The organism is Psychrosphaera algicola (assembly GCF_028401425.1).
Classification (GTDB): domain Bacteria; phylum Pseudomonadota; class Gammaproteobacteria; order Enterobacterales; family Alteromonadaceae; genus Psychrosphaera; species Psychrosphaera algicola.
The window spans coordinates 4,261,330-4,279,515 of record NZ_JAQOMS010000002.1 but is presented as its reverse complement, the minus strand read 5'-3'; the positions used below and the strand labels follow the sequence as shown (position 1 = coordinate 4,279,515).

At 40.6% G+C, this 18,186-nt stretch carries 12 protein-coding genes, 1 tRNA gene and 3 pseudogenes; 9 read left to right on the top strand and 7 right to left on the bottom strand.

Translation table 11 applies throughout. From position 1 onward, the window contains the following. The first annotated feature begins 114 nt into the window (after positions 1–114). The 4 genes from PN838_RS23620 (at position 115) to PN838_RS23605 (ending at position 4,312) form a co-directional block, all read left to right on the top strand. Entirely contained in the window at positions 115–684 is a 570-nt protein-coding gene (locus tag PN838_RS23620) for a VCBS domain-containing protein (RefSeq protein WP_272182213.1), read from the top strand. Continuing rightward, complete coding sequence (locus PN838_RS23615; RefSeq protein WP_272182212.1) at positions 668–2,098, top strand: chondroitinase-B domain-containing protein; 1,431 nt, start codon at positions 668–670, stop codon at positions 2,096–2,098. Before PN838_RS23620 ends, PN838_RS23615 begins: the two co-directional genes overlap by 17 nt. Positions 2,099–2,205: 107 nt before the next feature. Further along, a complete protein-coding gene (locus PN838_RS23610) occupies positions 2,206–3,636 on the top strand; it encodes a carbohydrate binding domain-containing protein (protein WP_272182211.1) in 1,431 nt (476 codons plus the stop codon). A gap of 109 nt (positions 3,637–3,745) precedes the next feature. Further along, positions 3,746–4,312, top strand: a complete 567-nt coding sequence (locus tag PN838_RS23605; RefSeq protein ID WP_272182210.1) for a hypothetical protein — start codon at positions 3,746–3,748, stop codon at positions 4,310–4,312. Between the two features lie 992 nt (positions 4,313–5,304). Here the strand turns inward: PN838_RS23605 and PN838_RS23600 are convergent. Together PN838_RS23600 and PN838_RS23595 are read right to left on the bottom strand one after the other, a co-directional pair. Continuing rightward, a pseudogene (locus tag PN838_RS23600) lies at positions 5,305–8,372 on the bottom strand (TonB-dependent receptor). Positions 8,373–9,875: 1,503 nt separating this feature from the next. Continuing rightward, positions 9,876–9,952: transfer RNA gene (locus PN838_RS23595), tRNA-Trp, on the bottom strand. A gap of 193 nt (positions 9,953–10,145) precedes the next feature. Here PN838_RS23595 and PN838_RS23590 point away from each other — a divergent pair. From PN838_RS23590 to PN838_RS23580, 3 genes are read left to right on the top strand one after another with little or no spacing between them, the layout of a single operon-like run. Next, positions 10,146–10,949: a putative RNA methyltransferase gene (locus PN838_RS23590; RefSeq protein ID WP_272182209.1), complete on the top strand. Its 804-nt coding sequence runs from the start codon at positions 10,146–10,148 to the stop codon at positions 10,947–10,949. Between the two features lie 37 nt (positions 10,950–10,986). After that, the gene (locus PN838_RS23585) at positions 10,987–11,175 is read left to right on the top strand and encodes a thioredoxin domain-containing protein (protein WP_272182208.1); all 189 of its coding nucleotides are present in this window, start codon (positions 10,987–10,989) and stop codon (positions 11,173–11,175) included. A 22-nt stretch (positions 11,176–11,197) separates the two neighbouring features. Further along, complete coding sequence (locus PN838_RS23580; protein WP_272182696.1) at positions 11,198–11,518, top strand: redoxin domain-containing protein; 321 nt, start codon at positions 11,198–11,200, stop codon at positions 11,516–11,518. 89 nt (positions 11,519–11,607) lie between these two features. Here the strand turns inward: PN838_RS23580 and PN838_RS23575 are convergent. The 3 genes and pseudogenes from PN838_RS23575 to PN838_RS23565 all read right to left on the bottom strand — a co-directional run. Further along, positions 11,608–12,111: pseudogene (locus PN838_RS23575) on the bottom strand (FapA family protein); the annotation flags it as partial. 13 nt (positions 12,112–12,124) lie between these two features. Beyond that, positions 12,125–13,237 carry a flagellar assembly protein A gene (locus PN838_RS23570; protein ID WP_272182207.1) on the bottom strand — a complete coding sequence of 371 codons (1,113 nt, stop codon included), beginning with the start codon at positions 13,235–13,237 and terminating at the stop codon, positions 12,125–12,127. An 85-nt stretch (positions 13,238–13,322) separates the two neighbouring features. After that, positions 13,323–14,676 (bottom strand): annotated as a pseudogene (locus PN838_RS23565) (M28 family metallopeptidase). A 336-nt stretch (positions 14,677–15,012) separates the two neighbouring features. On the opposite strand from PN838_RS23565, the gene PN838_RS23560 reads away from it, so the two are divergent. Then, complete coding sequence (locus PN838_RS23560; RefSeq protein WP_272182206.1) at positions 15,013–15,294, top strand: hypothetical protein; 282 nt, start codon at positions 15,013–15,015, stop codon at positions 15,292–15,294. A 32-nt stretch (positions 15,295–15,326) separates the two neighbouring features. Continuing rightward, positions 15,327–16,379, top strand: a complete 1,053-nt coding sequence (locus tag PN838_RS23555; RefSeq protein WP_272182205.1) for a serine hydrolase domain-containing protein — start codon at positions 15,327–15,329, stop codon at positions 16,377–16,379. A 124-nt stretch (positions 16,380–16,503) separates the two neighbouring features. On the opposite strand, the gene PN838_RS23550 is transcribed toward PN838_RS23555, so the two are convergent. Continuing rightward, a complete protein-coding gene (locus PN838_RS23550; protein WP_215964374.1) occupies positions 16,504–17,355 on the bottom strand; it encodes a thymidylate synthase in 852 nt (283 codons plus the stop codon). 15 nt (positions 17,356–17,370) lie between these two features. Further along, positions 17,371–18,186, bottom strand: a complete 816-nt coding sequence (lgt, locus tag PN838_RS23545; protein WP_370661129.1) for a prolipoprotein diacylglyceryl transferase — start codon at positions 18,184–18,186, stop codon at positions 17,371–17,373.

Sequence of the window (18,186 nt, the reverse complement as noted above, 5' to 3'; positions counted from 1 at the left end):
GCTTTTAGTAAAACTCACTCTATGATTTTGCAAAAGATAATTTTACCCAGCGATAACAGGCTCGCGATTCACAAAAGGTCATGATTACAATCACATTAAGGTAGGGAACAAATAATGGATAAAAAACTACTCTCAACTCTGGTATTGCTTGCGCTTGGAGGCTGTAGCACAAGTGATGATGCTGAAAATACACCAGCGACATTTTCGGGTGTTTCTTCTGCGGTAATTGATATCAATGTACCTAATTCAAACAACGCTTTGACGGTTATTGATGAAGATGAAGGCGAGGCAAATATTGTTAGCCAAACCAACACTAAAACAACCTATGGCACCTTTTCAATTACCGAGTCGGGCGCATGGACTTATGAATTAGATGTCACAAATAGCGACGTTACTTCATTAACCTCAGATGCAACCTTAACCGATTTTATTACGATTACCTCCAAAGACGGTACTACTAGCGTTATTGAAGTGACCATTAACGGTATTGCTGCTGTTAACACCGCCGCTTCTATCGGTGGTGATATGACCGCGTCAATCAATAGTGATAATGTAGATGACGTTACTGGCTCATTAACCATTACCGACCCTGATACCGATGAAGCTCAAGTTGAAGCGCAAACGGATATGGAAACAACTTACGGCACATTTTCAATTACAACAACTGGTGCCTTGGACTTATAAGTTGAACGTGACAAACGCTGCTGTTGTTTCACTCGCTGCGACAGCCACCTTAACTGACTCTATTACTATCACTACAGCAGATGGCACAACAGGTACAATCGCGGTCACTATCTCAGGTGTTGTAGCTCAAAACTCAGCAGCGACTTTTAGTGGTGATCTCACCGCTAGTGTTACAAATGATACGACAGACGATATTACGGGAACAATCACCATTAGTGATGCTGACGACGGAGAAAGTGCAGCTCAAATTCAAACTGATGTCGTAACCACTTACGGCACATTTTCAATAAATGCCAATGGCGAATGGACATATTCAGTTGATGAAACAAATTCATCGGTAGCAGCTCTATTAGGTGAAAACGATACGCTTACCGATACAATAACCGTAACTTCGACAGATAATACAACAACCGATTTGGTTATTACGATAAAAGGCGCAGCCGTTGTAAGCACTTCAAATGGCTTTAGTGCCGCAGAAGGCGGCAACCATATCGACGGATATACCGATGCAGTGCCCGTTGTAAATTGTACGCAAACAGTAAGTTCTGTTTCGGCTTTAGAAGATGCAGCAGAAGATTTAGTTGCTGGAGATACCTTATGTCTTGCCGATGGTACTTACTCTGGAGACCTAGAGTTACGAGTTGAAGGCATGGGAACCGCCGATAAACCAATTACAGTCGCCGCTGAGCATCCTGGGAAAGCGATTATTAATAATGGTGAAATTTCTGTGCGCATTGGGGGCGAACACGTTGTTATCCAAGGTTTTGTCTTCAGAGACGGCGAAACTGGCAGCTCAATTATCAAGTTTGAAAAAGAGACCTATTGTAATTATTGTCGAGTAACTGAAGTCTCTATTATCGATATGGACGGTGGCGACTTTAGCAGCTCAAAATGGGTCGAATATTATGGTCAATATAACCGTATCGACCACAGTTGGTTCTCTGGAAAAGAGTCACGAGGCGCTCTATTAGTTCTTCCTCGTTGGATTGATGAGGATACATTTGCAACAAGTGGCTTCCCTGAAGATCGTGCCCAAATAGACTACAACTACTTTGGCGACCGTCCACCGGCATTTGGTCGTGGTTATGCTGGCAGTAGTGACAATGAATACGAAGGTGTGCGATTAGGATTGAGTACGACTCACTCCGCTCCATCCTTTTCCACGCTTGAAAATAATTACTTTGAACGTATTCAAGGTGAAGCTGAGGTTATTTCAAACAAATCGGCAGACAATACCATTCGCAACAATACCATTCGAGACAGTAATGGTTCAATTGTTAACCGTCATGGCGCTAGAGCAACAATTAGCAATAACTTCGTATTTGGTGATGACAACCCATTCTCAGGTGGTATTCGTTTAGTTGATGATGGTCATACGGTTGTTAACAACTACGTTCAGGGGCAAGATACCTAAGTTCTAACTGGAACGGTGGGATCGTTTTAACCGCTGGTGATGGCGCAGAAGACACTGAAAACGGGTATCAAAACGTCGAAAACGTATTAGTTGCCCACAATACAATTGTGGATAGCGTAAACAGCCTGAATGTCTACGGTGGCAAAAACGACGAAGCACCTGAAGGCGTATATTTTGTCAATAACATTATCGCAGATGCAATCGGGCCAGTAATCCGCACTAATGGCGAAGACATGCCGAGTAGTTCAACTTTTGCTGGTAATTACGTATTTGGTCAAGGTTTTTCTGATAATGATGATGTGACAGAAGCGAATACATCAGGGTTTAATTATGTAGACGTCATGTTTGAACGAGGCGCAGATACTATTTATCGAAGCAGTTCAAATACGCCTGACATTTTTGCTGATTTAAATGTTGATACCGGAGATTTCTCATTGCCTACCACCGATATTGATGGTCAACCGCGCTCAGGTTCGACACCATCAGGTGCTAACGAAGATATTGCCGATACTGCGTCATTGACGCCACTTTCCTCAGCTGATGTAGGTCCAAAAGGCTATCGCCCTACGCCAGGAAAAGTCTATGTACAAAGTGTTAATATCGCGAATCATGACTTTGACAGCGGTGATTTGACCGGTTGGACTGACACTGGTGGCACTGGCGCAGCAATTACAACAAACGACGATGTATTCTCTCGTGGAAACAGCTTAGTTTTAGATAGTAATTCGGCAGCAGTGAGTCAAACGGTAACCGTTACGGCAAATACAAACTATACGTTGTCTGCATTTATGAAAGGTTCAGCGAAACTCGCTGTTACCGTTGATGGTCAAACCTATGCTGCTGAACGAACGTCGAGTAGTTATGGGTTTAGCTCTGTTAGCTTTAATTCTGGCAATGGTACTTCAGCTGTGATCACAGCATCTGTGGATGATATGGTGACTAATAAAGCGGCTATCCTAAATCCAAACTTTGATGACGATCAGGACGATTGGACAGTAGTTGAAGGTACAGGTATTGGTCAGGTACAAGACTCAAGCAACTCCTCTGGTGGCGCCGATGGGTCAATCAAATTTAAGTATAACTCTGATGATTCAGGTACGCCACATGACCCGTATATTGCCCAAACTGTAACTGTAGAAGCAAATACAAGCTATAACCTATCTATATACAATTTGTACAAAAGTGACAATAATGACTCGTCTATTGTATTTGGCGTATCATCAGCCACTGACATTTCCGATTCATCAAGCTGGGTCGCTCAAAAAGATTCTGTTTATTCAGAGTTAAAGAGCGCTGGTAATGAAAAAGGTGATGATAGTTTTTATAAAGACAGCCTATCTTTTAATAGTGGGCCTAATACTAGCTTAACGGTATTTGCACAGTTTAAAACAACAACTGGCGCAGAGATCCGAGTGGATGAGTTTGAACTAAGTTATCAAGGAATGCCTGCTGAAGGTACAGAAGCATTTTTCGATAGCATACGTTTAGTTTCGCACCCATTGTCCCCAGCTGAATCTCAATCAGCGGAAGACGACTAACACTCAGTTCCTTAACAAATGGAATTGAAACTGGGGTTGTTGAATATATTCAACAACCCTTTTTTATACATTACAACTCGGCAAACTTGCTGACAAATATGGATGTTTTATGCGTTTATTATCAACAATATTGTTAGGACTTACTGTATTCACAAACCCTGCAACTGCAGAAAACACAAATTCATGGCTGGAGCTTAGTTTCGGTGGCGGTGGAGAAGATTTAATGGGCGTAAAAACAAACATTAAATTCGGTGATCTTAAATCCAATTGGGCAATAGAGTTCAGTAATTATGAAGATTTTCGTATTTTGTCTTATGCCAAAGATCGAGCTAATGACAAAATCTTAAACCCAGAAGTTAAAACAATTGCTATCACCAAAAATTGGACCTCGACTAAACGTTTAGGTTATTTTGAAGCTGGCGTTGGTCTTGGGCTTGCTAAAGGGACCTGGACAAGTAATTGTTTTACAGAAAAGAGTCCCTCTGGTGGATGGGGAAGTTCGACCTATGACCTTTGTGATAGTGTCGAAGGCTATAGAGTGGGCCTGCCCCTCCATCTAAGTGCAGTATTTGGTAAATACGTTGGGATTGGATTAACTCTCAACGCGTTCATTACCAGTGAAAATTCTCACCTCGGTGTCATGCTTACAATTCCACTTGGAGATTTCACCCATTAACTAGGTTTATGTGACTTAGTACTACAACAGGCCGTTGTCTATATAGCACGGCCTTTTTTGTACCCACCGCATTATAAAGAATGTTGCTATCTTCTAACTACGTCGTAAAGCGTTAATTTTGCTTGAAACGGCTTATTAGTCCAGAACAAAAACCGTCATTGTTAACTACAAATCAACTGAAAAACGTCATTGTTAACTACAAGTCAGCAGAAAAACGTCATCCCAAAAGAGCCAAAGCGATATTAGGGATCTCCAACCAAGTGCAGAGGAATTTATAGAATCAGTGACTCTGACCCCACAGGTCTCAACCAAGTGCAGAGGAAGTTCATAATTCGCCTTAAATTGGCTCACAATAATCAGAACAAAAACCGTCATTGTTAACTACAAATCAACAGAAAAACGTCATTGTTAACTACAAATCAACAGAAAAACGTCATCCCAAAAGAGCCAAAGCGATATTAGGGATCTCCAACCAAGTGCAGAGGAATTTATAGAATCAGCGACTCTGACCCCACAGGTCTCAACCAATTGCAGAGGAAGTTCATAATTCGCCTTAAATTGGCTCACAATAATCAGAACAAAAACCGTCATTGTTAACTACAAATTAACAGAAAAACGTCATCCCAAAAGAGCCAAAGCGATATTAGGGATCTCCAACCAAGTGCAGAGGAATTTATAGAATCAGCGACTCTGACCCCACAGGTCTCAACCAAGTGCAGAGGAAGTTCATAATTCGCCTTAAATTGGCTCACAATTATCAGAACAAAAACCCTCATTGTTAACTACAAATCAACAGAAAAACGTCATCAGTGCTTGAAGGAGATCTCAAATGCCGCTTCGCGATTTTGATATGACGGGAGCGTGCAGCGGAAAGTCAAACTTCGCTTCTAACCTGTTCACATTATCGAAAAACAAAAAAGCCCGGATTATGAAATCCAGGCTTTTTAAGAGCTAATTAATTAGCTTTCTAATTTAACAAGTCAAACTTGTTATTAGAACTTGTATGTAGCACCTACAGTGATACGACGGTCTGTAAGACCTTGGAAGCATAATAATGCGCCTTCATTTACACAAGACTGTGTAATGTCTGACTCAGTAAGGTTAACCGCTTCAACACCAACGTTTAACTGTTCGTTTACGTCATAGCTTACGCTTGCGTTAAGCTGGCCTCTATCATGAGTATAAACAGGGAAGCCAAGTGTAGAGTTACGTGATGCACCAGCAGCTGTATCGTCAGTACGGTACGCTTCACGCCATGTATAACGCATTCTAGCAGATAGACCATATTTTTCGTAGTAAGCTGTGATGTTATACGCGTTTTCAGAGAAGTCTAATAGACCTTGAACCGCAGTAACTTCAACAAATTTACTGTCATCATAAATACCGTTAATCGCATTGAAGATATCAGTACCACGACCTGCTGAAGTATTAACTTCAGAACCACCTGTGTACTCTTGAATGCTGTAGTTAGCCATGATACCAAAACCAGACGCCCAACCTAACTCAGATTCAAATTCAGACAAGTCATATTGAATCGCCATTTCGATACCTGTTTGTGTTGTCTTAGCAGAATCATTTTTGAATGTCTCGATATCAACACAAAGACCAGTTGTATTTGGATCTCCTAACACATCAGGCTGAACCGCAGGGTTCCACATACCGCCATCAGGACAAGATGGGTCAGTTTCGCGCCAGCCATTTGCATCAAGTGCAGCACTTTCGCCATTTGTAACAAATAGATTTGAAATTTCTTTTTGAAGTAACCGATGCTTACAGCGGCCGCTTCAGCAAAATACCATTCCGCAGAAATATCAAAAGTAGATACTTCTTCTGGAGCCAAGTTAGGGTTACCTATATTCAATGAACTATTTTCATTTGTACCAAAAGATACCGACGTATTGAGTCTTCCAAATGAAGGACGGTGAATATCTTTGCCCCAAGATGCACGTACGACAACGTCGTCAGTAACATCAGCAATAACATTGATTCGAGGCAATACAAAGCTGTAATCACCTTTAGTCACAACAGGCGTTACAACAGAGTCGATAACAGTATTACCTGTTGCTTCAATCTCAGTAGAAACATGACGCACACCAACGTTACCGCGGATCATTTCATATTCAAAATTCGCTTGAGCGTATAAAGCATGTGTTGCTTCTTCAATACTAAATGAAGCCGTTGTTGATGGCGTTAGATTTGAATAATCTTGGTTACCACCATGTGCCAACATTGCCGCTTCAATAATTGCTAATGTGCCATCTGGATCGCTAAATGCGCGGTCAGGGTCAACAATAAGGAAGTTACGATGCGCAAGTTCACGACCATCAGCGTCGCCAAAGTGACTTGGACCAGCAACAAGTAGCTCTTCAAACAATGTGCCGGCAGGACTATCTACTAATTTAGAGAATCCACCAATACGGTCAGAGATCCCAACAGATTCGTGTTTTGTATTGTTATAACGGTACCCAAAATCAACTGACGTAATAACATCTTCTAGGTAGTAACTAAAATCAGCTCGGAACGAGTCATCTGAGTTTTCAGTTGTGCTTCGGCTTAAATCAACTTGGTCTAAAACAACGTTTGCAGGATTTAATAAGTCAGCAACCGATGGAGCATAAGGTGAGTCAAAATCGATACCAAATGCTAATGAGCCGCCTGTTAAGTCATAAATAAATGGTACAGCATTGTCATTACTCGTGCTTGACGTTGGATTGCCATCCGCATCTAAGCCGTCTAATGGTGCATTTGGGTTTAAGAAGTTTAACTGTGTATTTAATTGTGGAGTAACTGTGCTTGAGCTTGTGCTTGAAATTTCAAAGCTTGCAAACAAGTCGTCACCTTGCCATTCACCACCAAATCTGAACAATTTAGTATCGGTAACACGTGCATTTGTATCACTGTTAAAACGTAAGTTTGGATCATCATCATCAACTGAAAGGTTAGGTTGGATTGTACCTTTAGTAGCGGCTTGAATGCTGCCTAATTGAACACCATCTAAAGAACCAAAGTTTACCGTTTCGAATTGAGTTGGTAAGTTATAGTTTAGTACCGCACTTACACCAGAACCTTGTACACGAGTACTGTCTTGACGAATTTCATAGTCAGTTAATACAGTATCAAAGAAAAATTTCATATTGTCGTTAGGTGCAAATTCAAAAGCAGTAGCAATATTAGTCGTTTCGTATTCGAAATTTTCTAATTCTTGGTTTAAAAACTGAATACCAAGGAAGTCAAATGACTGTGCTACCGGACGCTTGGTCGCTTGGTCTTCAAGAGAGCCACTGCGATAAACATCAGCATTTACGTTTTCAACAAGACTACCATCACGGTCGACGCGAGGACGGAACGACGTAGCTTCTTGTTTTGAGAAGCTACCGCTTACAACAAAACCAAATTTACCAGCATCTGTTTCCCAGTTGTCACCATACGCACCTGAAATACGTGGCATAATACCATCAGTTGTAAGGCTGCTGTCTTCACCTTGAACACGAATTGACCCTAGAGTTTCCGATAACGCGAGTGGGCGGATAGTTTTAAGGTTAACTGTACCACCTACAGAACCTTCTGTTGTTTTAGCTTCTGAAGATTTAATAATCTCAACGCCAGCAATAATGGCGGCTGAAAGATCTTCAAATTTCATTCCGCTACGGCCATCACCTGTGCCAACTGTGGCCGCACCGTTAATTTCTACGCGGTTACTATTACTACCACGGATTTGTACACCTGAACCAACACCCGCTGTACGTGTTATTTGAACACCTGTGATGTTTTCTAAAACCTCTGCAAGGTTTTGGTCTGGTAATTTACCGATGTCTTCAGCATCAATAACTTCGATTATGCTAGTAGCACTTCTTTTAGCTGCCAATGCACTTGCTAACGACCCACGAATACCCCTGACTTGAATAACTTCGACATCATCCTCTGAAACTTTTTCTGATCCAGCTTCTTCAGCAGCATAAGTTGGTGTTGCTACTAATAGTGCAGCTAACGATGACGCATATAATTTGCGGCTAAATGAATTCTGCGAGCGAAGTGCAGTAATTATTTTATTGAGTTTCATGTATGAATAACCCCTGTTGATTCATGTTGTTTAAGTGTGTGCCCTTTTGGTTTTACCAAAATACCACCCGATGCTTTACCAAACCTTTTTAAGTTTATTTTTATTTACCAGTTTTGGTTAACAACTTTATAATACATTACCGATTAGATTTCAAACAATAATAAAGGCAAATAACTAACATTTTTAACATTTTGGTATGACCAAGAGGCTGGCCAAAAATAAAACCCTTAAATAACAATAAAATAACATTATTGGTCAAAATTATTTATTTTTTAATAACTATTTAACCTGCCTTACTAGATCTCGTTTAAAACAAAAAACCCAAAAATTGGTTAACCAAGGTGTCAATCCAATCTATTAAACCCTAGTAAATTTAGTAATATTTAAGTGCTATTACGTAGTTTTTCAGTTCTAAATTAAAATGATTAGTAAACCATAGTCTAAATTACGCTTTTTGGCTGGCGGTTTGCTTAACCAAATTGAGTAGTACATATTTGAAGGCTCAAATTAAACAATTTCGATTTTGGAGTAGACAACCAATCTCCAATTTTTGCAATTAGACTTAGGTGGAAGGGTTACACTTCCTCAGCACTTGGTTGAAGATCCCAAATATCGCTTTGGCTCGACTCATATTACAAGTTAGGGAATGACGTTTACTGCAGGAAAAACTCGTCATCTCAAAATCGCGAAGCGATATTTGAGATCTCCTTCAATATGCAGAGGACGTTTTTGTTTTGGACTTATGAGCTAATTTAAAGTGAATTATGAACTTCCTCAGACCTGTGGGGTCAGAGTCGCTGATTCTATAACTTCCTCTGCACTCGGTTGGAGGTTCCAAATATCGCTAATGCTCTTTTGGAATGACGTTTTTAGTTCTGGACTTTTGAGCTGCCTGCAAGGTGAAACATGCTATTCCTCAGCACTTGGTTGAAGATCCCAAATATCGCTTTGGCTCGACTCATAATACAAGCTAGGGAATGACGTTTACTCCAAGAAAAACTCGTCATCTCAAAATCGCGAAGCGATATTTGAGATCTCCTTCAATATGCAGAGGACGCTTTTTGTTCTGGACTTATGAGCTAATTTAAAGTGAATTATGAACTTCCTCTGCACTCGGTTGGAGGTTCCAAATATCGCTAATGCTCTTTTGGAATGACGTTTTTAGTTCTGAAATTATCGAATTTTTAAGAAGAGTGGAGACCGCTGTTCTTCTATTAATCTAAAACACAAATTTCAGACACAAACCCTTTACGTTTTCCGTCCATGGGCTTCAAGGATAAGTATATCCATATACAAAAAACCGCATTTAAGCGGTTTATTTTAACTTCGTACAATTCTTAAAAAAGAATTGGCAGGGGCGGAGAGACTCGAACTCCCAACCATCGATGCTTTTATAGAGAGTGGAGACCGCTGTTCTTCTATTAATCTAAAACACAAATTTCAGACACAAAAAACCGCATTTAAGCGGTTTATTTTAACTTCGTACAATTCTTAAAAAAGAATTGGCAGGGGCGGAGAGACTCGAACTCCCAACCATCGGTTTTGGAGACCGCTGTTCTACCAATTGGAACTACGCCCCTGCATCGAAGTCGGGCCAATTATACTGTTAGAAGCAAATACGTAAAGAAACTTTTTCAACTTTTTGACAATTTGTGGTTCAAGTGCTGATTTATTAGTCAGAAAAAGCAACCAGAAATAATTTCACGCTTAACTACCCCTTTCGTTTATAATCAGACAAACGTTTTAACCCGATAAATGATCCATATGACCATAGTGCCAAGAACAGCTCCAAACTATATTTGCCCTATTTGTTTAACACCATTACAAAAATCTGAAAACAGCCTTACGTGCGACAATGCTCATAATTTTGACTTTGCAAAAGAAGGTTATGTTAATTTACTGCCTGTGCAGCTTAAAAAATCGCTTAATCCAGGTGATGATAAAAACATGGTACTTGCACGCAGAGAATTTCTTACATCGGGTCATTACCAATTTTTAAGAGACAAAATTATTACGCTACTCACACAGTTTTCACCGTCGACCATTATCGATCTTGGTTGTGGTGAAGGTTATTATACAAATGAAATAGAAACCGCATTATCTGCCGAGGCCGTCTACGGTGTTGATATTTCAAAATCGGCTGTGAAATATGCTGCAAAGCGCAATAACAAGGTTCACTATAGTGTGGCAACCATCTCACACCTTCCTTTTGGGGACAAAACCACAAATGCGATTGTTAATGTATTTGCACCATTGGTCGCAACCGAGTGTCGCCGTATATTGGCAGAAGATGGAAAGATAATTAGAGTAACTCCCGGCCCGAGACATTTATGGCAACTCAAACAGTTTGTTTATGAAACCCCACAGCTTCATGACGAGCCAGAACCGCTAGGCGATTTTATCCTTATAGACCAAATTACAGTAACCGAAACACGCACAGTCAACAAACGAGACATCGAACACTTGTTATTAATGACACCATTTGGTTGGAAAATTCAACCTGATAAGTTGCAACAGTTAAAACAAAATGAAGAACTTAATATTGAGTTTGAATTTTTGATCGATACCTATCAATAAAACGTATATATCGGTCTAACCCAAAATAGGAATTTTTATGAAAACTAAATTACAAAATGTACTTGGCATTATATTGCTTTTAACATTTTCATTGTCGTCTATGGCGGACGATATCAAGGTTGGTGCCCTAGCCCCTGATTTTAAATTAGTCGGCAGTGACGGTAAGACTTACACCTTATCGGAATTTAAAGGCAAACAAAATGTCATTATCGCCTTAGTTCCCTAAAGCTTTTACATCAGGCTGCACAATAGAGTGCAAATCTTTAGCTGACAACGGACATCTACTTAAAGAGTTTAATGTTAAGTATTTTATGGCAAGCACAGATGAAGTTGACGCGAATATGAAGTTTGCAAAAGAGTCGAGTGCCGACTTTCCACTGCTGAGTGACCCTAAAGGTGACGTAGCTGATGCTTATGGTGTGAGCTTTATGGGCTATGCTAAACGACATACATTTTATATCGACAAGGCTGGTAAAATTGTCATGATAGACAAGAATGTAAGACCAAGCTCTTCTGCAGAAGACATGGCTAAGTATATGAAAATGCTTAACTTTGAAAAATCAGCTTAAAAAAGTTGGCAATGTATGGGGATGTCGTACGTCATCCCCTATAATTTAAGCCTCATTAAAAATAATGCCAATGCATCACATTCGTCATATTACAGCGGATTGATGACCAACTCATATTCGTCCATTTGTACCCGCGACGGCCCTTTTGTACTATCCGTTAATAAAACTTTATCCGCGACGTAAACAGTCACTTTAGGATATAATTTTTGGCAACTCTCGACTTTGACACTCGACATATACTCACGTCGTTTCTTTATAAGGGCTTTTCGTTGACCATTGTATTTATCTAATTTTTGTCCTAAAACAATCATTTTTTTCTGACACTCAGCTTTGACTGCTGGATCCATAACACTGTCATGTTTATTTTCTAAAGCATCAAATCGCTCTTTTATCGTATCTAACCACAACGATATCTGCGCTTCTTTTTCGAGGAAAATGTCATAAGTGCGATTTAGACTTATATCGCAATGTACATTAGATTCAGTCCCTATAACACCCGCTGTTAAATGCTTACAAAGATTATAACGTCCACCAGAAATCTGCCCATTAGCAATATCTCCCTGACCGACAAACATCGCTTCGGCGTTAACATGGCAGTGTGAAACCTTAGCGACTAATCGTCACTAAACCTTTAGCGGTAATTTCACATTGGTTCGCAAAAGCCAAATGAATATTCGCACCTGAACTTAATTTACAATTATATTCATCTTCAACTTGTCGTCCCGACGCGCCTGACATTATAGTTAGATCACCACCGCATTTAATTGTTGAACACTCGACAAATCCACCAACGATAACATCACCTGTAGCAATGATCTTCATATCAGGTGCAACGTCGCCTTTTATTACGACACTGCCTTTAAATTTTACATTCCCCTGTTTAGGATCAAGCTGTTGATAAGAAATAACGTCATCTACTTCCATTACACGTCCGTTAAACCTAACCATTCCGGTCTTTCTTGCCACAAGAATACTGGCTTCTTTTGACGAGATTGCAGTGGAAGGACTAACCACAAGTTCTTGATCTTTTCCCGGTACAGGGAGCAATTCTTCACCAAGGACATTACGTCCAACTGTACCTTCGGTAAAAGGTATTTTTCGTAAAATTGCTTGGCCTTTACCTACCGTATTAATTTCTCCTAGATCTCGTAAATCTACACTTCCTTTTGCATTCTCTTTTGGACGTCGAACGGTTTCAGAGAAAATAGTTACAAGTGGCTTAAAGCGTGCATTTCTGCCGTCAACCGCGGGTTTACCAACAGCAACTTCAGAAATAACTACCTCCCTAGGCTCGGCTTCACGACACATTTTTAGTAATCGTTCGACTAAAGATGTTTTTAAACCAAATCGAATCCCTGCATCAACACAGGCTTGTTTCACCATTTCAAAGTTAATCGACTTCCCACCAATCGCATTGATTACTTCGGCTTCCGCAGACATTTCATCACGTGATACCGTTATTTGAATTTCGGCATTTGCAACTTTAGCTAAAGGGACTGTAATTGGAAGTGAGGTTTCGTTTTCCTCGAGCTGGCTTAACTCAAATTCACATTGCACCACAAAGTCTTCAACGACGGTGTCATCAATTGGTAATTTGCCATAAGATGATTGTCGAAGCGCATTAGCTACATCGTCGGCTGTAACCTTTCTCTCTCCGCCAGTTAACGTTACCGAAACCAGTAGATCATCATTTTTTGCTATAAAATCGATATGTTGCAAAACTACACCCTAAAAATGGAACTACATTAAGCTAGCAAAAACTAGGCCTGAATAAAACTGAAAATTTCTAATGTAACACTCTAATTTACATACCAAAATTTCCAGTTGCACTATGAAACACTACTGGGCTCTCCGTGCCATCTGCGGCAACACTTGCCACTCCAAAGAAATAATTATCAATAACAACATTTTTTAATACATAATTATTCACATTTCCAACAAAACGACTAAATTGCCATTGTGATGAATCTGTTAGTCGCCAATATATTTTATATCCAATCAATTGTGGGTTGGTATCAGCATTGACCCTTTCCCAGGAAAATGTAGTATCTGGTTCTACAGCGCCTTTAATCGTAACCTTGTTAGGGGTGTTGGGGCACTCGCCATTGATGCAAGAGAAACTGCATTTAATCCCGTTAATTTTGCTGCATAATCGAAATCCACTCCATCGATAGTATCACCATATGAAATGCCATTTTCAACACGGATATCTTGATGTTGTCTTTGGTAATTTTCGTTGGTTTCCATGATTCGAACAGCAGGAAAACCGACTTGATTAAATGGTCTGTGATGTCCACCGCGACCAAAACGGTCAAGACGATAAATCATCATCGTATCTAAATTAGGAATGTATAAATCAGCAATTCTATCGATATAACGGGCCAAATTTCGGCTAGCAGAATCAACTTCGCCACCCGAAAATCGACGACTCCTTGCTTCACTGTCTGTTTCTGTTGCACGCGTACCTTCGGAGAAAATACGTGCTGTCGTATTATTAATGACGCCATTTACACCTTGAATGTTACCTATCATGTCATTGTTAAGCACAGCCTCAATATGCCAACCATCTTCAACGGCTTTTTTAGCCATGATTTTTCCGCCAAATAACCCCTGCTCTTCACCAGACAGTGCAGCATAAATTATGCTGCCATGGAACTGATACTTAGATAATACTCTGGCTGCTTCAATAGTGCCTGCAACGCCCGATGCATTGTCATTTGCACCTATGGTGAGTCATCTGTGAAATTCATCACATCAGAGATACGTGAGTCAATATCACCGGACATAACGACATAACGATTAGGATCGCTCGTCCCTTTTTGAATCGCGATGACACTAACAACTTCTGTCGCATTTGGGATGCGCTTTTCGCCGGATATAACTTCTGACTGGTAATACACAGTTAAACAACCGCCACATTCCGCCGAAATCTTATCAAACTCAGATTTAATCCAACGACGAGCCGCGCCGATACCGCGAGTTTTCGATTTTGTTTCTGATAGCGTATGCCTTGTCCCAAAACTGACAAGTTTTTTGATATCGGATTCAATTCGACTCGCTGAAATTTGCCCGGGAATTTGGGCCAATATCTGGTTTGCATCAAACCCAGCTTGATTTGTTTGAGATATGTCAGAGGCAACTGTGCTATGACTTAACATTACAGATGCTATTGCACCAAATACAAAAGATATCTTTGAGACCATTTTGTGTCCTAAAATTCAAATACAGCGAATATTGATGAGTGAACACTATACGCTTAAATCAACTTTAAAAAATAAGCCTTTTCCCTAAATAGGCGAATAACGCGTAAACATCGTTGAACATCAGTTTAATTGCGACGAATATAGCGTCGATTCATCCCCCATACTATCGGCTCATCGCGGTCAAAACAATTGCATTGGTATTCATAAAACCGTCACTAGAAAACCCTCCGCAAACACCTTATGCTGACCTCAACTGACATTAATCTAAATTTTATTAAAGTGATAACCCAAATGAAAAAACGCATATTAGCGGCGAGTTCTGTATTATTTGTCGCTTTGATATTACCGCCTTGGCTCCTTGGTTTTTCAATATTTCATCTTGGTCATGCCATTGAAGTTGCCACAAGCTTAAGTGCTAAACTCGCTTGTTCAGCGCGCTATGTCTCCTTATTTGAGCCAAAACAAATCGTTTCTGATCTAAGCACCTATTCGCCAGTGACAGAACTTGTTGAGCTAAACTACGCAGATGATCCTAAAAAGTCACGGCGAGTTTATTTGGTCTGTCAAAAGTAACCGCTGAATATCGTGAAGGTGCAGGGTGTACTTTGCGAGTCGATAACGATACACCGTTGCCCCCCATCAAAATTCGATCAGCGCACAGTAATCAAGATGCGCCTTGGCCTGCCGGTGTAAACACACCAGATGTCTCCAGTAAAATCCAACTATTGGCGCAGACTATTTTACAGCAGGACAATTCGAGTGGTCTTAATACTAGAGCGCTGGTTGTTATTAAAGACGGTAAACTGATTGCCGAAAGTTATGGCCAAAGAGTGACAAGCTCTACTCCACTACTCGGCTGGTCAATGGCTAAAAGTGTCACTGCAATGCTTGTTGGCGCAATGAATAAAATGCACTTGATACAGCTAAATCAAAACGGACTTTTTACTCAATGGCAAGATGATGACAGAGCCAATATCCAATTAAACCAATTGTTAACGATGACCAGTGGCTTAGGTTTTGACGAAACCTATGCGCCCGGAAGCGACGCGACGCACATGTTATTTACCGCACAAAGTGCGTCTGATGTGGCTATGCAAAGCAAGGTTCAAGAAAATATTGGACAACACTTTTATTATTCCTCTGGCACCACAAACTTATTAATGCGGTTAATCCACCAAACTTTAGGAAACAGTCCTACATCAGATCAGTTATTCCTGTCGCAAAAAATATTGACCCCTGCTGGAATTCAAACTGCAGTATTTGAAACTGATTCGTCTGGTGTATTAGTAGGTAGCTCCTATTTGTACGCATCTGCCCGGGACTGGGCTAGGTTTGGTCTGATCATGCTGCAAAATGGCCGAATTAATAACAACCAAGTTCTTTCGTCGAAATGGGTCACCAAAGCCACTCAGCCCAACAGCAGTGAAAATGAAAAAGCTTATGGTTATCAATTTTGGCTTAATCGTGGCGATGCAACGCTACGTTGGCCCGAATTACCGGAAGACGCGTATGCAATGTTAGGAAATAGAAAACAATCGGTGATGGTCATTCCGTCAGAAAACGTCATATTCGTGAGACTCGGTTGGACTAGCGGCGAATACCCTATGGTTGATAATTATCGTAAACTACTTGATAAAATACAGACGATGGCAAATTAATTCAGCCTACCTCGTTTAACGGCGCATTAACTAATATTCAATCAGCCAATTTCGAAACACAAAAACGGGAACACAAGGTTCCCGTTTTTAAATTTCAAATAGTAAGTTGTCTGAGGTTTAAGGATTAAACCGAAAATGGGTAGGCAATGCCTTCATGACACTCGTAACCTTCAACCGTAAAGTCATCTAATGTTACCCAAGTTTCAATATCTTCTAGAGTTTTGATCTTAGGATTGATGATCAATTTAGGTGAAGCGAACGGCTCGCGTTTAAGTTGCACATCACGCATAAGCTCCAATTGGTCTTCATAAATATGCGCATTGACGATTTTATGATACGCCTGACCCGCCTTATTACCGGTGATTTGCGCTACCAATGCCAGTAAAACGTAAACTTGTATTTGATTAAAGTTTAGTCCCAATGGGACGTCACACGAACGTTGGTAACTGGTTAAATATAAGGTATCACCCAATAGAGAAAACGTATGAGTATGCATACACGGACGTAAACAACCCATATGGAATTCTCCTGGATTATAAAACGACAGGATCTCTCCTCTGTCATCTATGCCTTTGCTCAGATCATCAACAAGCTTGCGCAATTGGTCTACTGTCCCGCCGTCTGGTTTTGCCCAGCCGCGACCTTGTACACCATATACGCGGCCCATGTCATCTTCACCCTTACGGTGAGGATTGTTTAACCATGCTTCGTTGTCATTCGCATTCGCATTCCAAGTATTACAGCCAATAGACCTAAAATCAGCTGCGTTATCAAATCCTTTCAAATAGCCCAACAATTCTGCAATGGCAGCTTTCCAATAACTTTTTCGAGTTGTGATCAGAGGAAATTGATTAGCTGCAACATCATAATTTAGTTCGGCATTAATCACCGTCAAGCAACGTTTTCCAGTGCGTTCATTTTCAATCCACACGCCTTCGTCAACGATACGTTGGCAGAGTTCAAGATACTGTTTCATTATTTCTCCACTAATTTATGCGGTTGCTTGAGACGCTTTATTTGCCGCTTGTTTAAATGCAATTGCCATCACAACCACGCCGGCCAACACCATAGGTAACGACAACCATTGGCCCATGGACATACCTAACGTAAGTAGCCCTAAATGATCGTCAGGTTGACGGAAATATTCGACAATAAAGCGGAAGCTACCGTAGCCAATTAAGAATAAACCACCGACTGAACCAACAGCACGGGGCTTACGGCTGTACCAATAAACAATGGCAAACAATACAAACCCTTCTAAGAAAAACTCATAGAGTTGACTTGGGTGTCTTGGGTCTGGCCCAGCGCTAGTAAATACGATGCCCCATGGAACATCGGTGGTGCGGCCCCAAAGTTCGCCATTTAAGAAGTTACCTAATCGACCAGCACCTAACCCAAATGGAACCAAAGGTGCGACAAAATCACCCACTTGGAATAACGTAACTTTAGTGCGTTTGGCAAAAATTAATAAAACGGCAATTACACCTAATAATCCCCCGTGGAATGACATTCCACCTTGGTGCATCATAAAGAGATAAGTTGGGTCTTCTAAAAATCGTTCAAATTGATAAAACATAACGTAGCCCAAACGGCCACCGAGCACAGCGCCCATAAATCCGTAGAATAATAAATCGCTGACCTGTTGTTCGGTAAATGGTGCGCGGCCACGGCGCACTTCTTGAATGGCTAAAAAGTAAGCAAAGCCAAGGCCAATTAAATACATCAATCCATACCAGCGGATAGCCAACGGCCCTAATGATACGATGATAGGGTCAATTTGAGGGAAAATAATAGGGTCTGTCAAAAT

What these genes read in the sequence shown, in the direction of transcription:
- PN838_RS23560 (WP_272182206.1), top strand. Translation starts at nt 15,013, where the DNA reads ATGAAAAAACGCATATTAGCGGCGAGTTCTGTATTATTTGTCGCTTTG.
- PN838_RS23605 (WP_272182210.1), top strand. Translation starts at nt 3,746, where the DNA reads ATGCGTTTATTATCAACAATATTGTTAGGACTTACTGTATTCACAAAC.
- PN838_RS23620 (WP_272182213.1), top strand. Translation starts at nt 115, where the DNA reads ATGGATAAAAAACTACTCTCAACTCTGGTATTGCTTGCGCTTGGAGGC.
- PN838_RS23585 (WP_272182208.1), top strand. Translation starts at nt 10,987, where the DNA reads ATGAAAACTAAATTACAAAATGTACTTGGCATTATATTGCTTTTAACA.
- PN838_RS23550 (WP_215964374.1), bottom strand. Translation starts at nt 17,355, where the DNA reads ATGAAACAGTATCTTGAACTCTGCCAACGTATCGTTGACGAAGGCGTG.